General features: G+C 64.3%; 20 protein-coding genes. 16 read left to right on the top strand and 4 right to left on the bottom strand.

Features of this window, described 5'->3' with window-relative positions; translation table 11 throughout:
- Nucleotides 1-12 precede the first annotated feature (12 nt).
- Nucleotides 13-945 (bottom strand): hypothetical protein, encoded by a 933-nt coding sequence (locus G6034_RS03260; protein ID WP_218063509.1) that lies wholly within the window; start codon nucleotides 943-945, stop codon nucleotides 13-15.
- Between the two features lie 381 nt (nucleotides 946-1,326).
- Here G6034_RS03260 and murA point away from each other — a divergent pair, with 381 nt between their 5' ends.
- Genes murA through G6034_RS03240 form a run of 4 tightly spaced genes read left to right on the top strand, consistent with a single transcriptional unit; the run spans nucleotide 1,327 to nucleotide 5,704 of the window.
- The gene (gene murA / locus G6034_RS03255) at nucleotides 1,327-2,670 is read left to right on the top strand and encodes a UDP-N-acetylglucosamine 1-carboxyvinyltransferase (RefSeq protein ID WP_176633679.1); all 1,344 of its coding nucleotides are present in this window, start codon (nucleotides 1,327-1,329) and stop codon (nucleotides 2,668-2,670) included.
- A complete protein-coding gene (locus G6034_RS03250) occupies nucleotides 2,667-3,518 on the top strand; it encodes a lysophospholipid acyltransferase family protein (RefSeq protein WP_425485451.1) in 852 nt (283 codons plus the stop codon). Before murA ends, G6034_RS03250 begins: the two co-directional genes overlap by 4 nt.
- Nucleotides 3,515-4,552, top strand: a complete 1,038-nt coding sequence (locus G6034_RS03245) for an NAD(P)H-dependent glycerol-3-phosphate dehydrogenase (RefSeq protein ID WP_176633678.1) — start codon at nucleotides 3,515-3,517, stop codon at nucleotides 4,550-4,552. Before G6034_RS03250 ends, G6034_RS03245 begins: the two co-directional genes overlap by 4 nt.
- Nucleotides 4,553-4,555: 3 nt before the next feature.
- The gene (locus tag G6034_RS03240; protein WP_343037920.1) at nucleotides 4,556-5,704 is read left to right on the top strand and encodes a D-alanine--D-alanine ligase family protein; all 1,149 of its coding nucleotides are present in this window, start codon (nucleotides 4,556-4,558) and stop codon (nucleotides 5,702-5,704) included.
- A 179-nt stretch (nucleotides 5,705-5,883) separates the two neighbouring features.
- Here G6034_RS03240 and G6034_RS03235 read toward each other — a convergent pair whose 3' ends face one another.
- A complete protein-coding gene (locus G6034_RS03235; RefSeq protein ID WP_176633677.1) occupies nucleotides 5,884-6,147 on the bottom strand; it encodes a type II toxin-antitoxin system RelE family toxin in 264 nt (87 codons plus the stop codon).
- Nucleotides 6,131-6,358, bottom strand: coding sequence for a type II toxin-antitoxin system RelB family antitoxin (gene relB / locus G6034_RS03230; protein WP_176633676.1), 228 nt, complete (start codon nucleotides 6,356-6,358; stop codon nucleotides 6,131-6,133). Before relB ends, G6034_RS03235 begins: the two co-directional genes overlap by 17 nt.
- A gap of 297 nt (nucleotides 6,359-6,655) precedes the next feature.
- Here relB and G6034_RS03225 point away from each other — a divergent pair, with 297 nt between their 5' ends.
- Entirely contained in the window at nucleotides 6,656-7,393 is a 738-nt protein-coding gene (locus G6034_RS03225; protein WP_176633675.1) for a sulfite exporter TauE/SafE family protein, read from the top strand.
- 857 nt (nucleotides 7,394-8,250) lie between these two features.
- Nucleotides 8,251-9,417, top strand: coding sequence for a methyltransferase (locus tag G6034_RS03220; protein WP_176633674.1), 1,167 nt, complete (start codon nucleotides 8,251-8,253; stop codon nucleotides 9,415-9,417).
- Here G6034_RS03220 and G6034_RS03215 read toward each other — a convergent pair.
- Nucleotides 9,414-9,911 (bottom strand): DUF3515 domain-containing protein, encoded by a 498-nt coding sequence (locus G6034_RS03215; protein ID WP_176633673.1) that lies wholly within the window; start codon nucleotides 9,909-9,911, stop codon nucleotides 9,414-9,416. The genes G6034_RS03220 and G6034_RS03215 overlap by 4 nt on opposite strands.
- A gap of 161 nt (nucleotides 9,912-10,072) precedes the next feature.
- Here G6034_RS03215 and G6034_RS03210 point away from each other — a divergent pair, with 161 nt between their 5' ends.
- From G6034_RS03210 to G6034_RS03165, 10 genes are all read left to right on the top strand, one after another.
- Nucleotides 10,073-11,110: an LCP family protein gene (locus tag G6034_RS03210; protein WP_176633672.1), complete on the top strand. Its 1,038-nt coding sequence runs from the start codon at nucleotides 10,073-10,075 to the stop codon at nucleotides 11,108-11,110.
- A 321-nt stretch (nucleotides 11,111-11,431) separates the two neighbouring features.
- Nucleotides 11,432-11,812: a hypothetical protein gene (locus tag G6034_RS03205; protein WP_176633671.1), complete on the top strand. Its 381-nt coding sequence runs from the start codon at nucleotides 11,432-11,434 to the stop codon at nucleotides 11,810-11,812.
- Nucleotides 11,813-11,894: 82 nt separating this feature from the next.
- Nucleotides 11,895-13,091 carry a glycosyltransferase family 4 protein gene (locus G6034_RS03200; protein ID WP_176633670.1) on the top strand — a complete coding sequence of 399 codons (1,197 nt, stop codon included), beginning with the start codon at nucleotides 11,895-11,897 and terminating at the stop codon, nucleotides 13,089-13,091.
- A complete protein-coding gene (locus G6034_RS03195; protein ID WP_343037919.1) occupies nucleotides 13,091-14,851 on the top strand; it encodes a glycosyltransferase family 4 protein in 1,761 nt (586 codons plus the stop codon). Before G6034_RS03200 ends, G6034_RS03195 begins: the two co-directional genes overlap by 1 nt.
- Nucleotides 14,844-15,731: an ABC transporter permease gene (locus tag G6034_RS03190; RefSeq protein ID WP_176633669.1), complete on the top strand. Its 888-nt coding sequence runs from the start codon at nucleotides 14,844-14,846 to the stop codon at nucleotides 15,729-15,731. Before G6034_RS03195 ends, G6034_RS03190 begins: the two co-directional genes overlap by 8 nt.
- A 34-nt stretch (nucleotides 15,732-15,765) precedes the next feature.
- Nucleotides 15,766-16,614 carry an ABC transporter ATP-binding protein gene (locus G6034_RS03185; RefSeq protein WP_343037918.1) on the top strand — a complete coding sequence of 283 codons (849 nt, stop codon included), beginning with the start codon at nucleotides 15,766-15,768 and terminating at the stop codon, nucleotides 16,612-16,614.
- A gap of 143 nt (nucleotides 16,615-16,757) precedes the next feature.
- Entirely contained in the window at nucleotides 16,758-18,515 is a 1,758-nt protein-coding gene (locus G6034_RS03180) for a glycosyltransferase family protein (RefSeq protein WP_343037917.1), read from the top strand.
- Entirely contained in the window at nucleotides 18,496-19,776 is a 1,281-nt protein-coding gene (gene wecC / locus G6034_RS03175) for a UDP-N-acetyl-D-mannosamine dehydrogenase (RefSeq protein WP_176633666.1), read from the top strand. The genes G6034_RS03180 and wecC overlap by 20 nt, the downstream gene beginning before the upstream one ends.
- 291 nt (nucleotides 19,777-20,067) lie before the next feature.
- Nucleotides 20,068-20,580: an acyltransferase gene (locus G6034_RS03170; RefSeq protein ID WP_218063507.1), complete on the top strand. Its 513-nt coding sequence runs from the start codon at nucleotides 20,068-20,070 to the stop codon at nucleotides 20,578-20,580.
- A 207-nt stretch (nucleotides 20,581-20,787) separates the two neighbouring features.
- The coding region (locus G6034_RS03165) for a sugar phosphate nucleotidyltransferase (protein WP_246295274.1) at nucleotides 20,788-20,917 on the top strand (130 nt) is incomplete at its 3' end.

Raw genomic sequence — 20,917 nt, 5'->3', positions numbered from 1 at the left:
CATCCTGCGCGCCTATGGTCCGACCCGGCGTCCCGCGTTGGAGGGCAGGCCCGCCCGGTGCAGCTTGGCGACAAGCACGCGCGGGTCCCTGAGGTCGTCCCAGATCCACCGCACCACCGTGTAGCCCCGCGCCCGCAGGCGGTCCTCCCGCTTTTTCTCCTCAACGACCACCGCGGACGGCGTCCTTCCCTTGAGATAGCGCTGGGCAGAGTACTTTTCCAAACCGTCAAATTCGCCAAGGATCTTGAATTCCTCCCAGTCGAAGTCCGGGTAACCTATCAGTCCCCGGTCATCATGGAAGGGCTTCTGCAGCTCGGGCCGGGGGAATCCATTCAGGATCATGATCGCCCTGCTCCTCGACTCCCCGGCGGACTGCGAACCTCCATCCGCAACATCAAGCACCCGCAGGACCCGGCGCTGTTTGGCCATCGAGGGCAGCCTGGCAGCAGATTCGCATACGTCCTCTTCGCCGAACACCAAGTTGGTGTTGTTGGGCGAGCCGGGCAGCGCCTTGCGTTGAAGCAGCTTGTCCATGGCCGGCAAGGACCGCTCGAGGGGCAAATGAACGGCCAGGTCCCGCGCCGTCTCGACCGGCCGGGTCACCAGGAGGCCGAACATGGTCCACGGTTCAGGGTCTCCTGCGACAGCCATGATCCGCCGGACGCCGCGTCTGCTTTGACCCCCGGGAGTGCCCGGCGGGACGAGCGTCTGGACGTCCCGTGGAATACCGACCACGGGCAGTCCCATGACCTCTGCCGCGGATTCCCTCGCGAACACGGGCGGCGCCAGCGCCAGCTCATGCACCGCCTGGACCTTCATGCGGTGCTTCTCCCACGGCTTTAGTGCGGCCCAAACCTCGGTTGGCAGGTAGAGGCCCTGCCGGATCCGGACCAGTTCGCCGGCGTCAGCGCGCTTTGAAAGTTGTCGGCTGGCGTGCTCGTTCATGAATTTGCTTGGCGCAGTGATGAACGGAGGCAATTCCAGCATGGTCATGCGTTCATGATTCTCCGGCTGCGCGGCGCCCGCCCGCCCGTTCCTGCAAATTGTGGACAAGCGGGATCCCCGCTGGACTTGTGGAGGAGGCAGCCGCGGCCGCCCTCGCCGGGTGCCGCCGCCCAGGATGACGCGATGGACATTTGATCCCGATATATCGGCCTCAAATATCCATATTGTCATCCTGCCCGGAAGTGCGACGCCGGACCGACGCCGGTCCCGCCTCCCGCCCCGCGCAGCCCCGCCGTTTCGGCATCCCCCAGGGAAGAAACTATGCTTGACTGAGGCTTCCGAGCCTGGGGGGATCCGAACCGGAACAAAGGATGTGTATACATGAGCAGGATTCTGACGGTCCGTGGAGGTGTCCCGCTCAAGGGACGGGTGCTGGTTCGCGGTGCGAAGAACCTGGTGCCGAAGGCCATGGTGGCGGCGCTGCTCGGCAATGCCCCGTCAACCCTTCGCAACGTCCCAGAACTCAAGGACGTGGAGGTTGTCACATCCCTGCTCCAGATCCACGGCGTCACGGTGGTCAAGGATCCCGTCACGGGGGACCTGACCATGGATCCGGCCAACGCCAAGACGGCCTCCAGCTCGGAAATCAACACCCACGCCGGCGACTCCCGCATTCCGATCCTGCTCTGCGGGCCGCTGATCCACTCCATCGGGCACGCGTTCATCCCCGACCTGGGCGGCTGCAAGATCGGCGACCGGCCCATCGACTACCACCTGGACGTGCTGCGCAAGTTCGGCGCCGTGGTGGACAAGACGGGCACCGGGATCCTGATTTCGGCACCCACGGGCCTGAAGGGCACCAAGATTTCCCTGCCCTACCCCAGTGTGGGCGCCACCGAACAGGTCCTGCTCTCGGCAACGCGGGCCGAGGGCATCACCGAGCTCAGCGGCGCGGCCACGGAGCCGGAGATCATCGACCTGATCGCCATCCTGCAAAAAATGGGCGCCATCATCTCCGTCCAGACGGACAGGACCATCCGCATTGAAGGCGTGAAGGAGCTCGGCGGCTACGTCCACACGGCACTGCCGGACCGCAACGAATCAGCGTCCTGGGCGTCGGCCGCCCTGGTCACCGGCGGCGACATTTATGTTGAGGGTGCCAGCCAGCGGGACATGATGACATTCGTGAACACCTTCCGCAAGATTGGCGGCGGCATGGACATCCACGACGACGGCATCCGCTTCTACCATCCCGGCGGCGACCTGAAGCCGCTGGTGCTGGAGACGGACGTCCACCCCGGCTTCATGACGGACTGGCAGCAGCCGCTCGTCGTGGCGCTGACCCAGGCCCAGGGCGTGTCGATCGTGCACGAGACCGTCTATGAAAACCGCTTCGGCTTCACCGAGGCGCTCACCCGGATGGGCGCGAACATCCAGCTGCACCGCGAATGCCTGGGCAGCGTCCCGTGCCGCTTTGGCCAGCGAAACTTCATCCACTCGGCCGTCATCTCCGGCTCCACCCCGCTCAGGGGCACCACCATTGACATCCCGGACCTGCGCGGCGGCTTCAGCCACATGATCGCGGCGCTGGCCGCCGAGGGCACCTCCACCGTGACCGGCATTGACATCATCAGCCGCGGCTACGAACGCTTCACCGCCAAGCTGGAAGGGCTGGGCGCCGACTTCGACGTCCACGACTCCAAGCAGGCGCTGGTCAAGGGATGAGCGGCCACAAACGCCCCTTCAAGCCCAAGAACATGCCGTGGTCCACGCGCCTGGTCTTTGCCTTCATGGCCGGGATTGCCCTGCCCGTCATGAACACGCTCACCGGCAAGGAATGGCGGGGGCTGGAGAAGCTGCCGGCCAGGGAAGGCTTCATTGTGGTGCCCAACCACTGCACGGAGATCGACCCGATCGTGGTGGGCCACATGCTCTACTCCCAAAATGCCATGCCCCACTTCCTGGCCAAGGACAGCCTGTTCGACGTCCCCGTCATAGGCGCGCTGCTGCGCGGTGCCCGGCAGATCCCGGTGGAGCGCACCGGTGCGGGGGCGGGGAAGTCGCTGGAGGGCGCCGAAAGGGTCCTGGCGGAAGGCGGCGCCGTGGTGGTCTACCCCGAGGGCACGCTGACCCGCGATCCGGACCTCTGGCCGATGAAGGGCCGCACCGGCGCAGCCCGCCTTGCCCTGAGCACGGGTGCCAAGGTGGTTCCGGTGGCCCATTGGGGCGCGCAGGAGCTGTTCCCCCGCTACGCCAAGGGCTTCAAGGTGTTTCCACGCAAGAAGGTCCGCGTCCTGGTGGGCGATCCCGTGGACCTGTCCGAATTCGCCAAGCTGCCCGGGGACAAGGCCACGCTGGAAGCCATGACCGAGGTCATCATGAAGGACATCACGGCCCTGCTGGAAACCCTGCGCGGCCAGAAGGCCCCCGTGCAGCGCTGGGACCCCGCGGCCCACCACCAGTCCACGCATGGCCGCTTCGTGGACCGCGGCGCCACGCCCACCGACCAACACAATCCCACCGAACAACACAAGGACGACGCCGGCACACCGGAAGCAGGGGACGCCCAGTGAGCTACGTGGATGGCACGGCGCCGTGCAAGGTCGCGGTGCTGGGGGCCGGCAGCTGGGGCACCACCTTTGCCAAGATCCTGGCCGACGCCTCGCAGGGCACCGGCCGGCACATTGTCCTGTGGGGCCGGCGCCAGGAGGTGGTGGACCAGATCAACGTCCACCACCGCAACCCGCGCTACCTCTCCACCACGGATCTGCCGCACAACATCACCGCCTCCACGGACGTCGTCGAGGTCCTCAAGGATGCCGAACTCGTGGTGCTGGCGGTCCCGGCCCAATCCCTGCGCGGGCAGCTGCGCGGGTGGGCGGGGCACCTGGCCCGGGACGCCGTCGTCGTCAGCTTGATGAAGGGGCTGGAGCTGGAAACCGACCAGCGCATGTCCCAGGTGATCGAGCAGGAACTGCACATTGCAAAGGACCGGGTGGTGGTGGTCTCGGGGCCCAACCTGGCCATGGAGATCGCGCGGCAGGAGCCCACGGCGTCGGTGGTGGCGTGCGCCGAGGAAAAGACCGCCAAGTGGGTGGCGGAGCTGTGCCAGCCGGCGTACTTCCGCCCGTACACGAACGACGACGTGGTGGGCGTGGAGATCGGCGGGATCGTCAAGAACGTGATTGCGCTGTGCGTGGGCATCTGCGAGGGGCAGAAGGTGGGCGACAACACGAAGGCGTCCGTCATCACGCGCGGGCTGGCGGAAACCACGCGGCTGGCGCTGGCGCTGGGCGGCAAGGCCGAGACCCTGTCGGGGCTGGCCGGGCTGGGCGACCTCGTGGCCACGTGCTCGTCCTCGCTGAGCCGCAACCACACGGCCGGGCGCATGCTGGGCGAGGGCCTGACGCTGGAGGAGGTCAACAACCGCATGACGCAGACGGCCGAGGGCATCAAGTCCGGCCGCGCGGTGAAGGACCTGGCCGCCAAGATGGGGGTTGACATGCCCATCACCAACGCGGTGGTCGCCGTGCTGGAAGGTAAACTGACTGTCGACGATCTGGGGCCGCTCCTCCTGGCCCGCGAACTGAAATCCGAAGGCGATTAACGCGTGAGCACTCAAGCACAACGTCCCTCCACAGCTGCGCCCGGCCGCATCCGGGTGGCCATCCTGTTTGGCGGGCGCTCCAGCGAGCACGCCGTCAGCTGCGTCACGGCGGCGGGGGTGATGGGTGCCATTGACAGGACCAAGTACGACGTCGTCCCCGTCGGCATTGCGAAGAACGGCCAGTGGGTGCTGGCCGGGAATGAGGTCGCCGGCTGGTCCCTGACCGCGGGCACCTTGCCTGAGGTGGTGGCCGGGGACAAGTCTGTTTCGCTGGCCCACCTGGGCGGGGACCACCAGCTGGTGGTGACCGAGCCGTCAAGCGTGCCGCAGGAGCTGGGGTCGGTGGATGTGGTGTTCCCGCTGCTGCACGGGCCGTGGGGCGAGGACGGCACCGTCCAGGGGCTGCTGGAACTTTCCGACACCCGGTACGTGGGTGCCGGCGTGCTGGCCTCCGCGATCGGCATGGACAAGCACTTCATGAAGGTCGTGTTCGAGGCGGCCGGGCTCACGGTGGGCCCGTACGTGGCCGTGACGGACAGGGACTGGACCGTCCACCCGGAGCGGGTGCGGGAGCGTGTGGCCGCGCTGGGCTTCCCCGTTTTCGTCAAGCCCGCCCGCGCCGGCTCCTCCATGGGCATCTCCAAGGTCGATTCCCTGGACGGCCTGGACGCCGCGATCCTTGCCGCACGGGAACACGACCTCAAGCTGGTCATCGAGGCCGGGATCGTGGGCCGGGAGATTGAGATCGCCGTGCTGGAGGGCCGGGGGAGCGACGCCCCGCGCGTCTCGCTGCCGGGCGAGATCGCCATGGTGGACGGCGCGCACCACCAGTTCTACGACTTCGAGGCCAAGTACGTCCAGGGCGGTGCCGTGAACCTCAGCTGCCCGGCGGACATGCCGGCGGCGGACATCGCCCGCGTCCAGGAGCAGGCCGCGGCGGCGTTCGATGCCGTGGGGGCCGAGGGCCTCTCCCGCGTGGACTTCTTCTACACGGCCGCCGGCGAGCTGGTCATCAACGAGATCAACACGATGCCCGGCTTCACGCCGAGCTCCATGTACCCGCAGATGTGGGCCGCCTCCGGGCTGTCCTACCCTGACCTGATCGACGAGCTAATCCAGCTGGCGCTGACCAGAAAGACCGGCCTGCGCTGATTGACTAGCGGTGGTCGAGCAGCGAGCCCCCGGTGGTCGAGCAGCGAGCTCTGCGAGCGCGTCGAGACCCAGGGTCAGCCCGCTGGTCGAGCAGCGAGTTCTGCGAGCGCGTCGAGACCCAGGCCCCGCCGGTCGAGCGCGTCGAGACCCAGAGCCAAGCTACCCGGACAAATCCTCCGTCACAGGTAGATTTTTGAGCGGTGGCCGAGGTCGAGGGCAACGATGACGAGCTCCTCGCTGATCACGTCGCAGATGATGCGGTAATCGCCAACCCTGTAACGCCACAGGCCGCCAAAGGATCCGGTGAGTGCTTTGGCGCGCGAGCGTGGATCTTCGAGGGCAGCAACTTCATCGAGGTAGTCCACAATACGTCGGGCGACAGTTTTGTCGAGTCGTTTGAGGGCCTTCACCGCGTCCGGGTCGTACTCAACCTTCCAAGCCAAGAGTGCGCCTTACCTCGTCACTGGGGATGGTCCGCCTGCGGCCAGCACGAATGTCGTGCGCGTTCTGCGCAACGGAGTATTCCCATTCCAGACGGTCGAGGCCGGAGACGATGAGTTCTCGAACGTAGAACGCCTTGGTCCGGCCCGTGGAAGCGGCTAACCGGTCGAGGCGCTTTTCAGTTTCCGGGGGTAGACGAACCGAAGTAGGCATGGCCCCTCCTTCACAAAGATTACATGTATTCACTATGCTACGCCCGAGCAGTCATGGGTTCCAGTGGGCGGGAACGTTGAACACTTCAAACGCAGCCTCGGACCCGCGCGCCTGGTAATGGGTAGCGCTGGGGCTCAACACCTCACATCGTCTAAACTTGGGCGGTGCCCGCCATCTACGGCGGCAGGGGCTGATCCGCCGGTCGAGTCTGTCGAAACCCCCCGGTGGTCGAGCAGCGAGCTCTGCGAGCGCGTCGAGACCCAGCAACCCACAGCCCAACTATCCAGGAAGCCCGCCATGCTGATTGCACTCCTCCTGCTTGCGATCCTTGTGGGCGCGTCCCTGCAGCGGCTGACGGGCATGGGATTTGCGCTGGTGTCGGCCCCGTTCATGGTCCTGTTGCTGGGCCCCGTCAGCGGCGTGGTCACCGCCAACATCTGCGGCGCCACGGCGTCGGCCTTGATCCTGGGCCGCGTGGTGGCAGACATTGAGTGGCGGAAGTTTGCCGGACTTGCGCTTGCGGCGCTGGTGGGCGTCATCCCCGGCGCCCTCCTGCTGAAAGTTGCCCCCGCCGCCTGGCTTGACGTCGGCATTGGCGCACTCATCATCGCCGGGCTGTCCATCACGCTGTTCGCCAGGCCGCGGCCGGGCGACCCGGGCGCGGGGACCATGTTCGCGGCGGGTGCCGCCAGCGGGGGCATGAGCGTTTTGGCAGGCGTTGGCGGCCCCGCCATGAGCGTCTACGCCGTTGCCACGCGGTGGGGGCAAAAGGGCTTTGCCGCCACCATGCAGCCATACTTCATGGTCACCTCGCTGGCCTCGATTTCGGCCAAGGCCGTCACCAACCCGGCATCCTTTCCGGACCTGCCGGCCTGGGCCTGGATCGCGGTATGCCTGGCGATGGTGCTGGGCCTGGTGGCGGGGGAGTGGGCCGCCAAGCATGTCACGCACGACGCCGGTCGCCTCCTGGTCGTCATCCTCGCCTTTGCCGGCGGGGCGGCAGCCATGGTCCGCGGTGCCGCAGCGCTCCTGTGACTGTGTGGAAGGAATGGGTCAGAGGCCCCGGTGGCCGAAGGCACGTCGGGGACGTTATTTCGGCAGGATCGTTCAGGGGCAGGCGGAGGCCTCGAGTGGATCGACAGGGTCTTTTCGGCTGATGCCAAGGTACCTGTCTGAAATGTTGCACCGGCGCCGTCCCAAAGACCGGCGGCCTTGGCCGAGGCTCCAGAGATCATGGGGATGAAGACAACCCGTTTGTCGTTCCCGCCGAGGTGCCAGCCCTCCGCGGCACCGATCAGGCAGGTCTCGGGATCACTTGCGGCGCCCCCGGAGAAGTTCCCGGCCAGCTTGCGAATGAGGGATACGGATTTCGGCAGGACACACCTTTCCAGATTGTCAGGGTGCGGAACACGGGCGTACCGGGCGCCGACCCGACGGCCGAGGCTGGCCCGTTGCGGAGCCGGGAGCGGGCGGAGGACTTCCACGCTGCTGTGAAGCAATGCGGTCTTGTCCACGCTGGTTCCGATCCTCAGATCTGCGGTGGGCGGTTTTCCTTCCGAAGCGGGCCACCGTGTCAACGGAAATTCCCAGGTACGTGGCAACGTCGCGCCGAAGCTGCGTGCGGGCGGGCCCGGCTCTCATGGTCGGTTCCTTTGATCATGCCCGGAGGCCGTGTCGTAACCCTTGGTCGATCCATGATTCGCAGGTTTTGCCAGGATTGCAGGGTTTCTGCAGAAGAACCGCATCGCCTTGCAGGCTCCAATGCCGCAACCGCGAACGTCTAGACTTGAGGACTGGCCGTCCATGGTCAAGCCTGACATCGAAACCCCGCTGGTCAAGCCTGACATCGAAACCCCTCTGGCCGAGCGTCGAGACCCCAACCCAGGAGCACCATGACCCCCGATCAGACGCCGCCCGAGCCACACGGAACCGTCACGTGGACGCAGGACGGCGTGGACCGCACGGCCCTGTGGCATTCCGCCAGCGGGGCCCGGGCGCCCAGGAACGTGGTGGCCGTTGACGACTCCCTGACGGCCGACGACGCCTACCGCCTCGCCGCCCGGGGCACCGCCCTGCTGTGGACCGGCGACTACCACAACGCCCGCCAGCTCCTCTCCGCCATTGCGCGAAGGCTGCCGGACGGCACCACGAAGGGGAAGAAGCACGACGGCGGCACCGTCGCCGAGGCGTTTTACCGCTACCGCCAGGCCCGCTCCCAGCGCGCCCGGGTGCTGGGCCTGCTGCTGGTTCCGCTGGAGCCCGGCCCGGCCGTTGCCCTGCGCCGGGCCCCGGACGTCAAGGAGGCCTGGCTGGCCGCCGCCGGGCCGGTGACGGAGGCGGAGGTGGCGCCGCTGCAGGACGTGCTCGGTGCCATCGGCGCCTGGGAATGGCGCAGGAACGGGCTGTATGTCGACGCGCTGGAGGCCGTCATTTATCCGCACTACGGGACGTTTGCGCCCATCCGCAGCGAGTACCTGGACCTCGTGGCGCGGGCCCCCCTGCCCTCAACGGAGCTGGCGTTCGACATCGGCACGGGCACCGGCGTGCTGGCCGCCATCCTGGCCCGGCGCGGCGTCACAAGGGTCGTCGCCACGGACAGCGAGCCGCGGGCCATTGCCTGCGCCGTGGAGAACCTGCAGCGGCTCGGGCTGGACGGGCGCGTGGAACCGGAACTGACGGACATGTTCCCGGAGGGGAGGGCGCCGCTGGTGGTCTGCAACCCGCCGTGGCTGCCCGGGACGCCGCACACCCTGCTGGACAACGCCGTCTACGATCCCAAGAGCCGCATGCTCACGGCCTTCCTCGCCGGCCTGACGGAGCATCTGGAGCCTGGGGGAGAGGGCTGGCTGGTCCTCTCCGACCTGGCCGAGCACCTGGGCCTGCGGTCCCGCGAGGAACTGCTCCAATGGATCGAAGAGGCCGGGCTCACGGTCAAGGACCGGCTGGACACCCGGGCGAAACACCCGCGGTCCATGGACCGCAGCGACCCGTTCTTTGCCGCCCGCTCCCAGGAGGTCACCTCGCTCTGGCGGCTCGCGGCAAAGCCGCCGAAGCCCTAGCCCGCCTTCGCCGTGGGCAGGTTCTCGACGTCGCTGGGCCCCACGCAGGCGCGCTCCTTGGGCAGCTTCTCCGCGGCATTGGAGAGTCCGGCCAGGACGGAGCTGGAGGGGATCTTGTTCGGATCGATGGTCACCTCGGCGGCCGGGTTGCGGCCGTAGGTGGTCATGGTCCAGTTCTGCTCGCCTTCCTTGATGATCCAGTCCACGCCGTTGACGCCCACGCACTTGGTGGTGGTGGGCCCCGGTACGGCCACGCCGCAGCGCAGCACGACCAGGGACGGGTCGCCCCAGGCGGCGGTGGCCTGGCTGGTGGTGGTCCGGCGCTTGGCGCCGGCCAGGGTGTCCGGCAGGGACACCATCATGGGCGCGCAGGCCGGATTGTTCGAATCCTGGGCGGCCGCGATGCTCACCGACGGCGCGCAGCCGGTCAGGACCATCAGGGACAGCGCCGCACAGGGCACAGCGAACCGCCAGGACAGGGATTTCAAGCGCATGAATCAACCCTATCCGGTGAAACTGGGAACGCCCCCCACCTCAAAACGCAGCAAAGCACCGCGCAGCCGGCCGGCCCGCGATGGTCACGGCGCAGCAACAATGGGGCCGCACCCAGCGAAATTGCCGGAGATTCACACCAAGGCGGTGGCATGATGGCGCCATGAGTGAAGACTTGGCCCCGCCCGTCCCGGCCCGCCGCAGACGCAACGCGCGCAGGAACGTGCTGCTGTTCTTCCTGGCCATTTTTGTGGTGGCGGCCGTGGTCAGCGGCTTGTTCGTTTACAACCTGGCCCACAGCTTTGACACCAAGACGCAAAAAATCGGGCAGGCGTTCCCCAGCGAGGCGGCGCGGCCGGTCAAGCCCACGGAGGGTCCGGCGTCGAACGCCATGAACATCCTGCTGCTGGGCAGCGACACCCGCGGTGCGGCGCTGGCCCAGGCGGAGGAGGGCCAGCCGTCCAACCAGCGCTCGGACACCATGATGTGGGTGCACATCCCGGCGGACCGCAAGCACATCTACATGATGTCGGTCATGCGCGACACCTGGGTGGACATCCCCGGGCACGGCCAGGCGAAGATCAACGCGGCCATGGCGTACGGGGGGGTGCCGCTGGTGGTGCAGACGCTCGAGGGGCTGTTCAAGAGCAGGATCGACCACGTGGCGATCGTGGACTTTGAGGGCTTCAAGGCCATCACGGACGCCCTGGGCGGGGTGGAGGTCAACGTGCCCATCGGCTTCAAGGCGTACACGGCGGACATCACGCTCAAGGCGGGCCCGCAAAAGCTCAACGGGGACCAGGCCCTGGCCTTTGCGCGGGAGCGGTACGCGTTTGTGGACGGCGACTACCAGCGGGTGAAGGACCAGCAGATCTTCCTCAAGGCCGTCATGAACACCGTGCTGACCCCGGCCACGCTGACCAACCCCGTCAAGGTCACGGAGCTGGTCAACCAGGTGTCCCCGTACCTGAGCGTGGACAAGGGCCTGGACGCGGCCACGGTGGGTGCCCTGGCCGTGAGCCTGAACGCCGTGCGTGGTTCGGACGTCGTGTCCTTCACGCTGCCCACGCTGGGCACCGGCACCAGCGCGGACGGCCAGTCGATTGTGCTGAAGGACGACGCCGCCATCTCGGCCATTGCGAAGGCCCTCACCGACGATTCACTCGGAACATACCTGAAATCCGCCGGCCTCGGCGGTTGAGCCCCGGTGGTCGAGCAGCGAGCTCTGCGAGCGCGTCGAGACCCGGTGATTGAGCCTGTCGAAATCCGCGCGTCGAGACCCGGTGATTGAGCCTGTCGAAATCCGCGCGTCGAGACCCCAGCCCCGGTGGTCGAGCAGCGAGCTCTGCGGGCGCGTTCCGGTGGTCGAGCAGCGAGCTCTGCGAGCGCGTCGAGACCCGGAGCCCGGCGCCTCCCGCCGGGTATGAGATAATAATCTGTCTGGACTATTGGGTGGGGCAACGAATTCCGTCCACCCGACGCACACTCGCACCGTTCCCGGCTTCATCACAGCCGGGTTTGTTTGAGATTTTTAGGGGAACTTTTGGGGCTGCAGCTCTCACGCCAGCAGTTTGTGCTGGCCGTTGCCATTGTCGTGGCAACTATTTTCGGGACCCTTTTTATTGCCGGTCCCGCGCTGGCCAGCTCCCCCAACGCGGTTGCCGCGTCGGGCCTCGGCAGCAGCGGTGCCGTGCCCAAGGCTGACGCACAGAATTACCAGGCAAAGCAGCCCGCAACGTCCAAGGCCGGCATGGAGCAGGGCACGCCAAAGGGCAGCCCGCTGCCCGTCCAAATCACCACGATCGCCATTTTGCTGGTCCTGGGCGCCGGATACTTCCGCGTGATGGGACATTCGGGGCGCCGCATGCCGGCAACAAGGACGGAGCCGGCGGACGTTGCTTAAGAAGACCCCTCCCCGTTCCGGCCGCCCACGAATCAGCCGGAGGACCAGCCCGGCGGACGTGCCGGGTGGTCCGCTTCGCCTCATGCTCCTGATCCACTCCTACTGGCCCGAGCACAGCCCGCCGCAGCGGCGTTGGACCACCTTGATCCGTGAATTTCGCAAGGCCGACTGGGACGTGGACGTGGTGGCACCTGTGGCACACTTCCCGGAAGGCCGCCGCAGCCTCCCGCGGGAAAAGGCCGGCAGTCCGTTCCGCGGCCAAATGGGACCCCACGGGGAGCGGATCAAGCGCGTACCCTACATCCGCCACAGCGGCAACTTCCACGCCGCGCGGCTGGTGGACCAGGTGTTCTCGGCGGCCATGTCCATCCCCGCCGGGCTGATGTGGCGCAAGGCGGACGTGGTGGTAGTCACCGCGCCCAGCCTGCCCATCATGGTGGCCGGGTATGTGGTGGCCAAGCTCCGCCACGTCCCCCTGATCGTTGAAATGCGCGACGCCTGGCCGGACCTGGCCCGCGATGCGCGGATCGTCAAGGGCAGCGTCAAGAGCGTCGTGGAGCGCGTGGTGGAGGCCATCCAGCTGCGTGCCGATCTCGTCGTGTCCGTGACGGAAGGCTTCGCGGAGACCCTCCGTGCCCGCGGCGTGAAGAACGTGGTGACCATCAGCAACGGGCTGGACCTGGATTCCGTGCCGGTCTTTGAGCCGCCCGCGCAGGAACGCGACACCTTCGAGGCGCTCTACCTGGGCAACCACGGCGAGAGCCAGCGCCTGGACGTGGTGGTCCGCGCCAGCGCCCTGGTGGGTGATTCCATGCGCCTGCACATGGTGGGCCACGGCACCCAGCGCCCGGGCCTGATGGACCTGGCCGAGGAACTCAACGCACCCGTCACCTTCCATGAGTCCCTCCACGGCCAGGACGTGCTGAACCGCTACAAGAAGGCGGACACCTGCATCGTCTCCCTGCGCGACGACTGGAAGTCCTTCGAGGCCACCGTGCCGTCGAAGACGTATGAGGTCATGTCAATCGGCCGCCACGTCACCGCCATTGTGCGCGGCGAGGCGGCACGCATCGTCCAGGAGGCCGACGGCGGCGACGTGGTCGCCTGGAAGCCCGAGGCCGTTGCGGAACTCTGGCGCACGCTGGCGGCGGACAGGACGCGGCTCCAGGCCGGAACATCGGGCCGGGACTGGGTCCGCGAACACGCCAACTACCCGTCGCTGGCGCTCAAGTACATGGACACCATCGGGGCGCTGGTCCGCAGCAAGAGTGCCGTCTAGTGGACCTGCGCAAGAACCTCACCCTGGCAGCGACCACAGCTGCCCGGCACCTGCTGGACGATCCGGTGGTGTTGGCCCTGCAGATTTCCCGCCGGCTTCCCTCCCGCCTGGTGCAGCCCGTGGCCAGGGCCGTCTGCCGGGTACTGCCGTACTCCGCGGCAGCGCCGGCGCTGGTGGCCGCCTTCGTATCCGGCGACTCCGGCGGGCTGGCCCGCCGCCTTGACAAGGCGCTTTCCGGCGGATTGGCGGGCAACCGCGCAAGGCTCGCGGCCGACGTCGCACTGGCCGCGGGGGAGCCCGCCTGGGCGGACAAGTTCCTGCCGGCCGCAACGGGGGCACGACGGCTGCCCGCCACGCTTGCCCGGCGCAAGTGGTACGACGGCGACATGGCGGGTGCCGTGGCCGCCCTCGCCTCCCAGCGTGGGGGCATGGCGAAGCACCGCCGGCGCCTGGCGGGGGAGCTGCGCACCTTTTCGGGCTGGGCCCCGGAGCTGGGGGCTGTTCCCATGGAACCCGTGCCCGGCCGCGTGCTGCACTTCCTGACGAATTCCCTGCCCCACACGGGCAGCGGGTATGCCCAGCGTAGCCACTCCATCCTCACCGCCCAGCGCGACGCCGGTTGGGACGTTCTTGCCGTCACGCGCCTTGGCTACCCGGTGCAGGTGGGCAAGGTGACGGCGCGGGAGCAGGACGTGATTGACGGCATCATGTACCGCCGGATGATTCCGTCGCGGCTGGCGGCCACGGCGGATGCCCGCATGCAGCAGGAAGCCGAAGCGCTGTTGCGGATCGCTCTGGAATTCCGGCCGGAGGTGCTGCACACCACCACGCACTTTGCCAACGGCCTCGTGGTGGGTGCCGTGGCGCGCGCCTTGGGCATTCCGTGGGTCTACGAGGTGCGGGGGCAGCTGGCGGACACGTGGGCCTCCACGCGCGGCGAGGAGGCGAGGGCCAGCCAGCGTTATGTGCAGTTCCAGGCCCGCGAGGTGGACGTCATGCAGGCCGCAGACCAGGTGTTCACCCTGGGCGAGGCGATGAAGGAAAGGATCGTGGACGCGGGCATTCCCGCAGACAAGGTCCTGCTGGCGCCCAACGCCGTGGGCGGGCCGTTCCTGGAAGAGCCCAGGACCCATGAAGAGGCCAGGAGGGCATTGGGGCTGGATCCCGCGCTCGACTACATCGGCACCGTCAGCTCGCTGGTGGACTACGAGGGCATTGATGACCTGGTGGACGCTTTCGCCATTTTGGCGCCGACATTCCCCAAGCTCCGCCTGTTGATTGTGGGAAGTGGCACATCCCTGCCTGCCCTGCAGGACCAGGCCAAGCAACTGGGACTGGCCGGCAAGGTCACATTTACTGGGCGGGTTCCCCGCGAGTCCACGCCTTTGTACCACCAGGCGCTGGACGTCTTTGTGGTTCCCCGCAAGGACCTGGCCGTCACCCGGGCCGTCACGCCGCTCAAGCCCGTGGAGGCGCTGGCCAGCGCCCGCCCCGTGGTGGCCAGCGACCTGCCCGCGCTTCGTGAGATCATCGAAGAGAATGTGAACGGCAGGCTGAGTCCGGCGGACAATCCGTCAGGCTTGGCCAAAGTTTTGTCCGGGATGTTGCAGGACCCCGAATTGCGGAAGCGTTTGGGCACGGCGGGGCGCAGGGGTGTTTTGGAACTGCGCACGTGGAATGCCAACGCCGCGGCCTACAGTGCCGCCTACAAGAAAGTTGCACGTTTGAAATTTGCTAGCCGGAGTGGCGCGCATGACTGAGATTACAGCTGAATTGCCGAAACCGGCCGTGGTCCGTGACGTGCCGGTCGACCTGAGCAAGCTGAGCAGGGTTGGTGCACGGCCGCCGTTTCTGGACTATCTGGTACAGCTCTGGGACTTCCGCCAGTTCATTTACTACGACGCCCGCGCCCGCGTACAAAGCGGCACCCGCCGCGACAAGCTTGGCAGCGCGTGGCTTATCTTGAATCCCGTTTTCAATGGCATGACATATTTTCTGGTGTTTGGACTCTTGTTAAAGACAAGCAAGGGCATACCAAATTTTATTTCATACTTGGTCATCGGCATTTTCATGTTCCAAATCACCTCTGGTGCCATCGTAAGCGGTGCCCGGTCAATGCAGCAGAACAAGGCCCTGGTGCAGGGCTTCAGTTTCCCTCGCGCGGCACTGCCGATCGGCGTCAATGTTCGTGAATTGTTGGCCAACATCCCACTTATCATAGCTATGTTGCTCATAATTTTGGTGGTTCCACCTGTGGAACCTATCAGCTGGCGATGGTTGTTACTGGTGCCAGTCTTGGCACTACAATTCATTTTCAATCTGGGCATCGGCTTGATTCTTGCCCGGATTATTTCGCGCGTAAACGATGTTACGCACCTGCTGCCATTCACGTTGCGGCTGTTGATGTACATGTCCGCCGTTTTTTATTCTCTGGACCGATTCTCGAACCATCCGACAATTTATTGGCTTATGCAGGCCAACCCCATGTTCCTCATAATCGACATAACCCGGGATGCGGTCATGTACGGCGTGACGCCATCGTGGCATTCCTGGGCCATGCTCAGTGCGTGGGCTTCCATTGCCCTCATCGTGGGAATGTTGTTCTTCTGGAAAGCCGAGGAATCCTATGTCCGCGGCTGATGAACTTGCGCGTTTGACGGCTGACCCCTGCGTTGTGGCAGACAACGTGGCCATGAAGTACCAGGTCATCTCGACAGAGGAACAAACTGAGGTTCCTCGCTTTGGCTGGAAGATCCTGCAGCGATTCACTCCACGCCCCAACACAGTCACCGTCCACGCTTTGAATAGACTTTCCCTGGTGGTCCGGCGCGGCGAATCAGTGGGAATCATTGGCCGGAACGGTTCGGGCAAGAGCACCCTGATGAAGCTGGTGAGTGGCCAGGTGCGACCCACCGGCGGGGCCATACATGCCTCCAGCACACCCATCATGTTGGGCGTCAACGCTGCGCTGGTTCCGGAACTGTCTGGGGACCAGAACGTTGTTCTGGGCTGCCTTGCCATGGGGCTGAGCCGCGATGAAATCGACGCACGATTTGATGAGATCGTGGAAGTTTCGGGACTGGAAAAATCCATCCACCTGCCCATGAAATCGTATTCGTCGGGGATGGGGTCCCGCCTTCGCTTTGCCATTGCCGCCTGTGGAAATCCCGAAATTCTGCTCGTCGATGAAGCCCTCAACACCGGCGACGCCCAGTTTGCCGCGCGCAGCAAGCGCCGCATGGATGAACTTCGCGAGAAGGCCGGCTGCGTCCTGCTGGTCAGCCACAGCTTGGACACCATCAAGGACATGACGGGGCGGGTGGTGTGGCTGGACAAGGGGGACCTCATCATGGATGGCAATCCGAAGGACGTCACCAAGAAATACATGGAGTTCACCAACCACTTGGCCAGGGGGAACAATATCTCCGCCCATGGGCTGCGTGCCGACGTCATGGCTTCGTTGGAAGTGGCCAACGTCGTCAACCAGCGCGGCGGCGACCGCAGCTTTACGGCGGCTGGCTGATGTACACCGTCAGTGAGGCGAAAACTGCACTTTGGCACCTGCGGAACGGTGGTCCCGGGCAATTGAAGCGGTGGCAGAACCGCCGCCGGGTTGATCGGGGCTTCGCTGCCCCGACCAGTGTCCAGGGCGTGGAGGCCGGCTGGGTGGGCAGAGGCAGGAACCGCCACCTGTCCTTCGCAGCAGCCGTCCTTCCGAAGGGCCATGCCCGACGGGACGATCTCACCGTGGGCGTCATTCTCGACGACTTCTCGGCCATGGCTTTCCAGTTTGAATGGACTTCCGTGGCCCTGGACCCAGCCGCCTGGATGCAGCAGCTTGACGGCCTTGACTTAGTCTTCATCGAATCTGCCTGGGCCGGGAACGACCGCCTGTGGCGGGGCAAGATAGCGGGCAACGGTGGTCCAGAACAGACGTTCATCGATATGCTCGCCGCCTGTAGGGAACGGGGCATCCCCACCGTTTTCTGGAACAAGGAAGACCCACCGCACTACGACGACTTCCTGCCGGCCGCGAAGCTCTTCGATGTAGTGTTCACCTCGGATGAAGGCCGCATTGCCAGCTACCGGAAGGACTTGAGCCACGACCGCATCGGCGTGCTGCCCTTTGCCGCGCAACCCGCCGTGCACAATCCTGTCCGGCCTGCAAAGGGCTGGCACCGGAGGGACGCGGCATTTGGCGGCATGTACTTTGCGCACAAGTATCCTGAACGCCGGGAACAAATGGACCTGCTGCTCAACGGCGTCATGGATGCCTCGGCCAAAATGGACACGGGCCTGGAGATCTTCTCCCGGCAGCTGGGCGGCAACCCGGACTACCAGTTCCCGGCCCCGCTCGATTCCCGCGTGGTCGGCTCGCTCACCTACCCGCAGATGCTCTCTGCCTACAAGGCCTACAAGGTCTTCCTCAACGTCAATTCCGTGGTGGATTCCGCCAGCATGTGCGCCCGGCGGATCTTTGAAATCTCGGCCGCGGGCACGCCGGTGATCAGCACACCCAGCGCCGCGATCAGGAACTTCTTCACGGAGGACGAGGTCCCGGTGGCTGACACCCGCCAGGCCGCCGCGCATCTGAGCCGGGCTCTGGTAAAAAATCCCGAGCTCAACGACAGGACTGCACACCTGGCCCAGCGGCGCATCTGGCAGGAACACACCTACGCCCACCGCGTGGAATCCGTTCTGGCCCGAGCCCTCCCGGACAAGACTTCCGGAGTGCTCCGCCCCACGGCCTCGGCGCTGGTTCCCACTATCCGTCCGCAGCAGGTGGACAACGTCCTCCGCACCGTCGCCGCGCAGCACGGCGTCACCACCCAGCTGGTGCTGTTGACCCACGGCTTTGAAATGGAGCCTCATTCATTGCGCGAGCTGCAGGAACGCCACGGACTTGCTGACGTCGTCCTGTTGACGGCTGGACGCGAGGTGTCATTGGGGGAGTGCCTGAACCGTTGTGTTGCCGCAGCCGACGGGGATGTCCTGGCAAAGATGGACGACGACGACCACTACGGTACGGCCTACCTCTCGGACCAGTTGTTCGCCATGGACTTCTCCAGGGCGGACATTGTGGGCAAGCAGGCGCACTACATGCATCTGGAGGCTTCCAAGGCCACCATCCTGCGCTTTGGTCACAAGGAACACCGGTACACGGACTTCGTGATGGGCCCGACCATTGTGGCCCGCAAGGAAACCTTCAATGCCAATCCGTTCCCGGCCCTTGGGCTGGGGGAGGACACGGGATTCTTGCGCAATGCGGGAAAAGCCGGAATGCAGATCTATTCTGCAGACAGGTTCAATTTTTACCAGGTGAGGGCTGGCAACCGACACACCTGGCAAGTGGAAGACGCCGAGCTGCTCGCATCCGGCGACCTAAAATTCTATGGGGAGCCCAATGAACACACCGACATCTAATTCAGCAACTGCAGCTGGCATCGAAACCGTTGCCGTCATTGGCCTGGGCTACATCGGGCTGCCCACGGCTGCAATTTTGGCGGGCAACGGGGTCAAGGTCATTGGTGTGGACGTTTCGGCGGACACGGTGGAGGCGGTCAACCGCGGCGAAGTTCCGTTCGTTGAACCCGATCTGGGGACCAATGTTGCCGGCGCGGTGGCGCAAGGCTTCCTCAGCGCCCAAAAGGAAACCCCCCGGGCGGACGCGTTCATCGTCGCCGTTCCCACGCCGTTCCTTGCCGACAAGTCCGCAGATCTCAGCTACATCGAGGACGCGGCCCGCGCGATTGCGCCCCAGCTGCGCGGTGGTGAGCTTGTCATTCTCGAATCCACTTCACCTCCCCAGACCACGGCACACATGGCGCAGGTCATTCTGGACCGCCGCCCAGACCTGAGTCTTGACGGTTCAGAGGACCGCCCGGTAATTTTGTTTGCCCACTGTCCCGAGCGCGTACTGCCCGGCCGGGTAATGATCGAGCTGGTCACGAACGACCGCATTGTTGGCGGGCTCAATCCGGGGGCCGCCGCTGCGGCGACCGCCCTGTATAAGGTCTTCTGCCTGGGCGAAATCCTGGAAACGGATGCCACCACGGCCGAGCTGTCCAAGCTCGTGGAGAATGCGTACCGGGACGTCAACATCGCCTTCGCCAATGAGCTCTCCATCGTCAGCAAGAACCTGGGTGTGGACGTGTGGGAACTCATTGAACTTGCCAACCACCACCCGCGGGTCAACATCCTCCAGCCAGGTCCTGGGGTGGGGGGCCACTGCATTGCCGTTGACCCCTGGTTCATTGTTGCCGCCGATCCTGAGAACTCCAAGCTCATCAGGACCGCACGCGAGGTAAATGATTCCAAGCCTCAGCGGGTCGTGGAGCAAATTCTGGCTCCGATTGCTGACAATCCTGCTGCCACCGTTGCAGCCTTGGGCCTGGCATTCAAGCCGAACATCGACGACATGCGGGAATCCCCGGCAGTGGACATTGTCCACAAACTCGCCACGCAGCGTCCGGACGTCACCATTCTGGTGGTGGCACCGCACTCAGAGATCCTGCCTAAGAAGCTGGTGGGATTCTCCAACATCAAGCAAACGACTGCGATTGAGGCGATTTCTGCCGCAGACGTAGTCGCATTGTTGGTGAACCACGACAAGTTCAGCGAGATCGACAGAGCCACCCTAGCCGGCAAGCACTTAGTTGACACGCGAGGCTTCTGGCGAAACTAGGAATTCGTCAGCAAGAAACCGAAATTAACCGCAACAGACTCCATGTATGAGCTATTAGGCTCAACACTTTTCGGAATATATCCATCTTTCTCCGGGGAATCTGAGTACCTGTAATCAAAGCGTGAGTTCTAATTATTTAACTTTTTTTGGATAAATACGGAAATTTACTAACATAAATATCCTGCATCATAATAAAGCGTGATTTCAGATCCGACCATTCGGCCTCGAGGTTGCGTAATAATCATCATCGGCAATTGACCTTTTGTAGCCTGTTATTCTGAAGGACTTTAAATGCAAGCAAAAATTGACTCAAGCGTGGTGATAATGACCGACGGTGGGCGAGACGTCACAGTTGGCGATCACACTCAAATTTTGCGGGGTACTGAAATCTTGGGCCCCGTAGTCATCGGTTCTAATACATATATAAATCGAGATAATTACATTCGGGCTGAAACTACCATTGGAAACCATGTGGCAGTTGGTCCGTTTTGTAGATTTGTAACTGATAGCCATGAAATTGGATCGACAAATCGTAGGGCAGGGAAAAACACCGTAAATCCAATTTTCGTTGGAGACGGAACATGGATTGGTGCTTCTGTGACTATACTCGGGGGCGTAAAGATAGGTAGAGGTTGTGTGATTGCCGCGGGTTCAGTTGTGATTAAGGATATACCTGACAACTGCCTTGCGGCCGGGGTGCCAGCAAAGATCGTGCGACGTTTGGAAGCTCCAACGGCGAAGAATCCTGTATTGCGACATGCCTATAAAGTTTTACAAGGACTAAGAAAGATTCAAGACAATTGAGAGTAATTGGCAAACCCTTCTACGAGTTATAGAATATGGCTTCCTGGCAGATGAGATACGCGATCTAAGCCATTCACTATAATAGTTGTATTCGTCAGACTAATTTGCACCTGATGAATATTTGTCAATCCTCTATTGAGGCAAACTGATGTTTTGATATTGAATAGGTGAATCATTAATACTTTCTCTTTCGCTGACGCACGTGAGTTGAATATTCGCCCGCTTGAGAAGTTTTTTGCCGTGATTCCCGCCGGGGGTGTCGGAACGCGGCTGTGGCCCCTGTCGCGGGCGGCGGCGCCGAAGTTCCTCCATGACCTCACGGGCAGCGGGAGCACGT

Source organism: Arthrobacter wenxiniae (assembly GCF_013376105.1).
GTDB lineage: Bacteria > Actinomycetota > Actinomycetes > Actinomycetales > Micrococcaceae > Specibacter > Specibacter wenxiniae.
The sequence above is the reverse complement of the archived record's forward strand: the minus strand, read 5'-3'. Positions and strand labels throughout refer to the sequence as shown.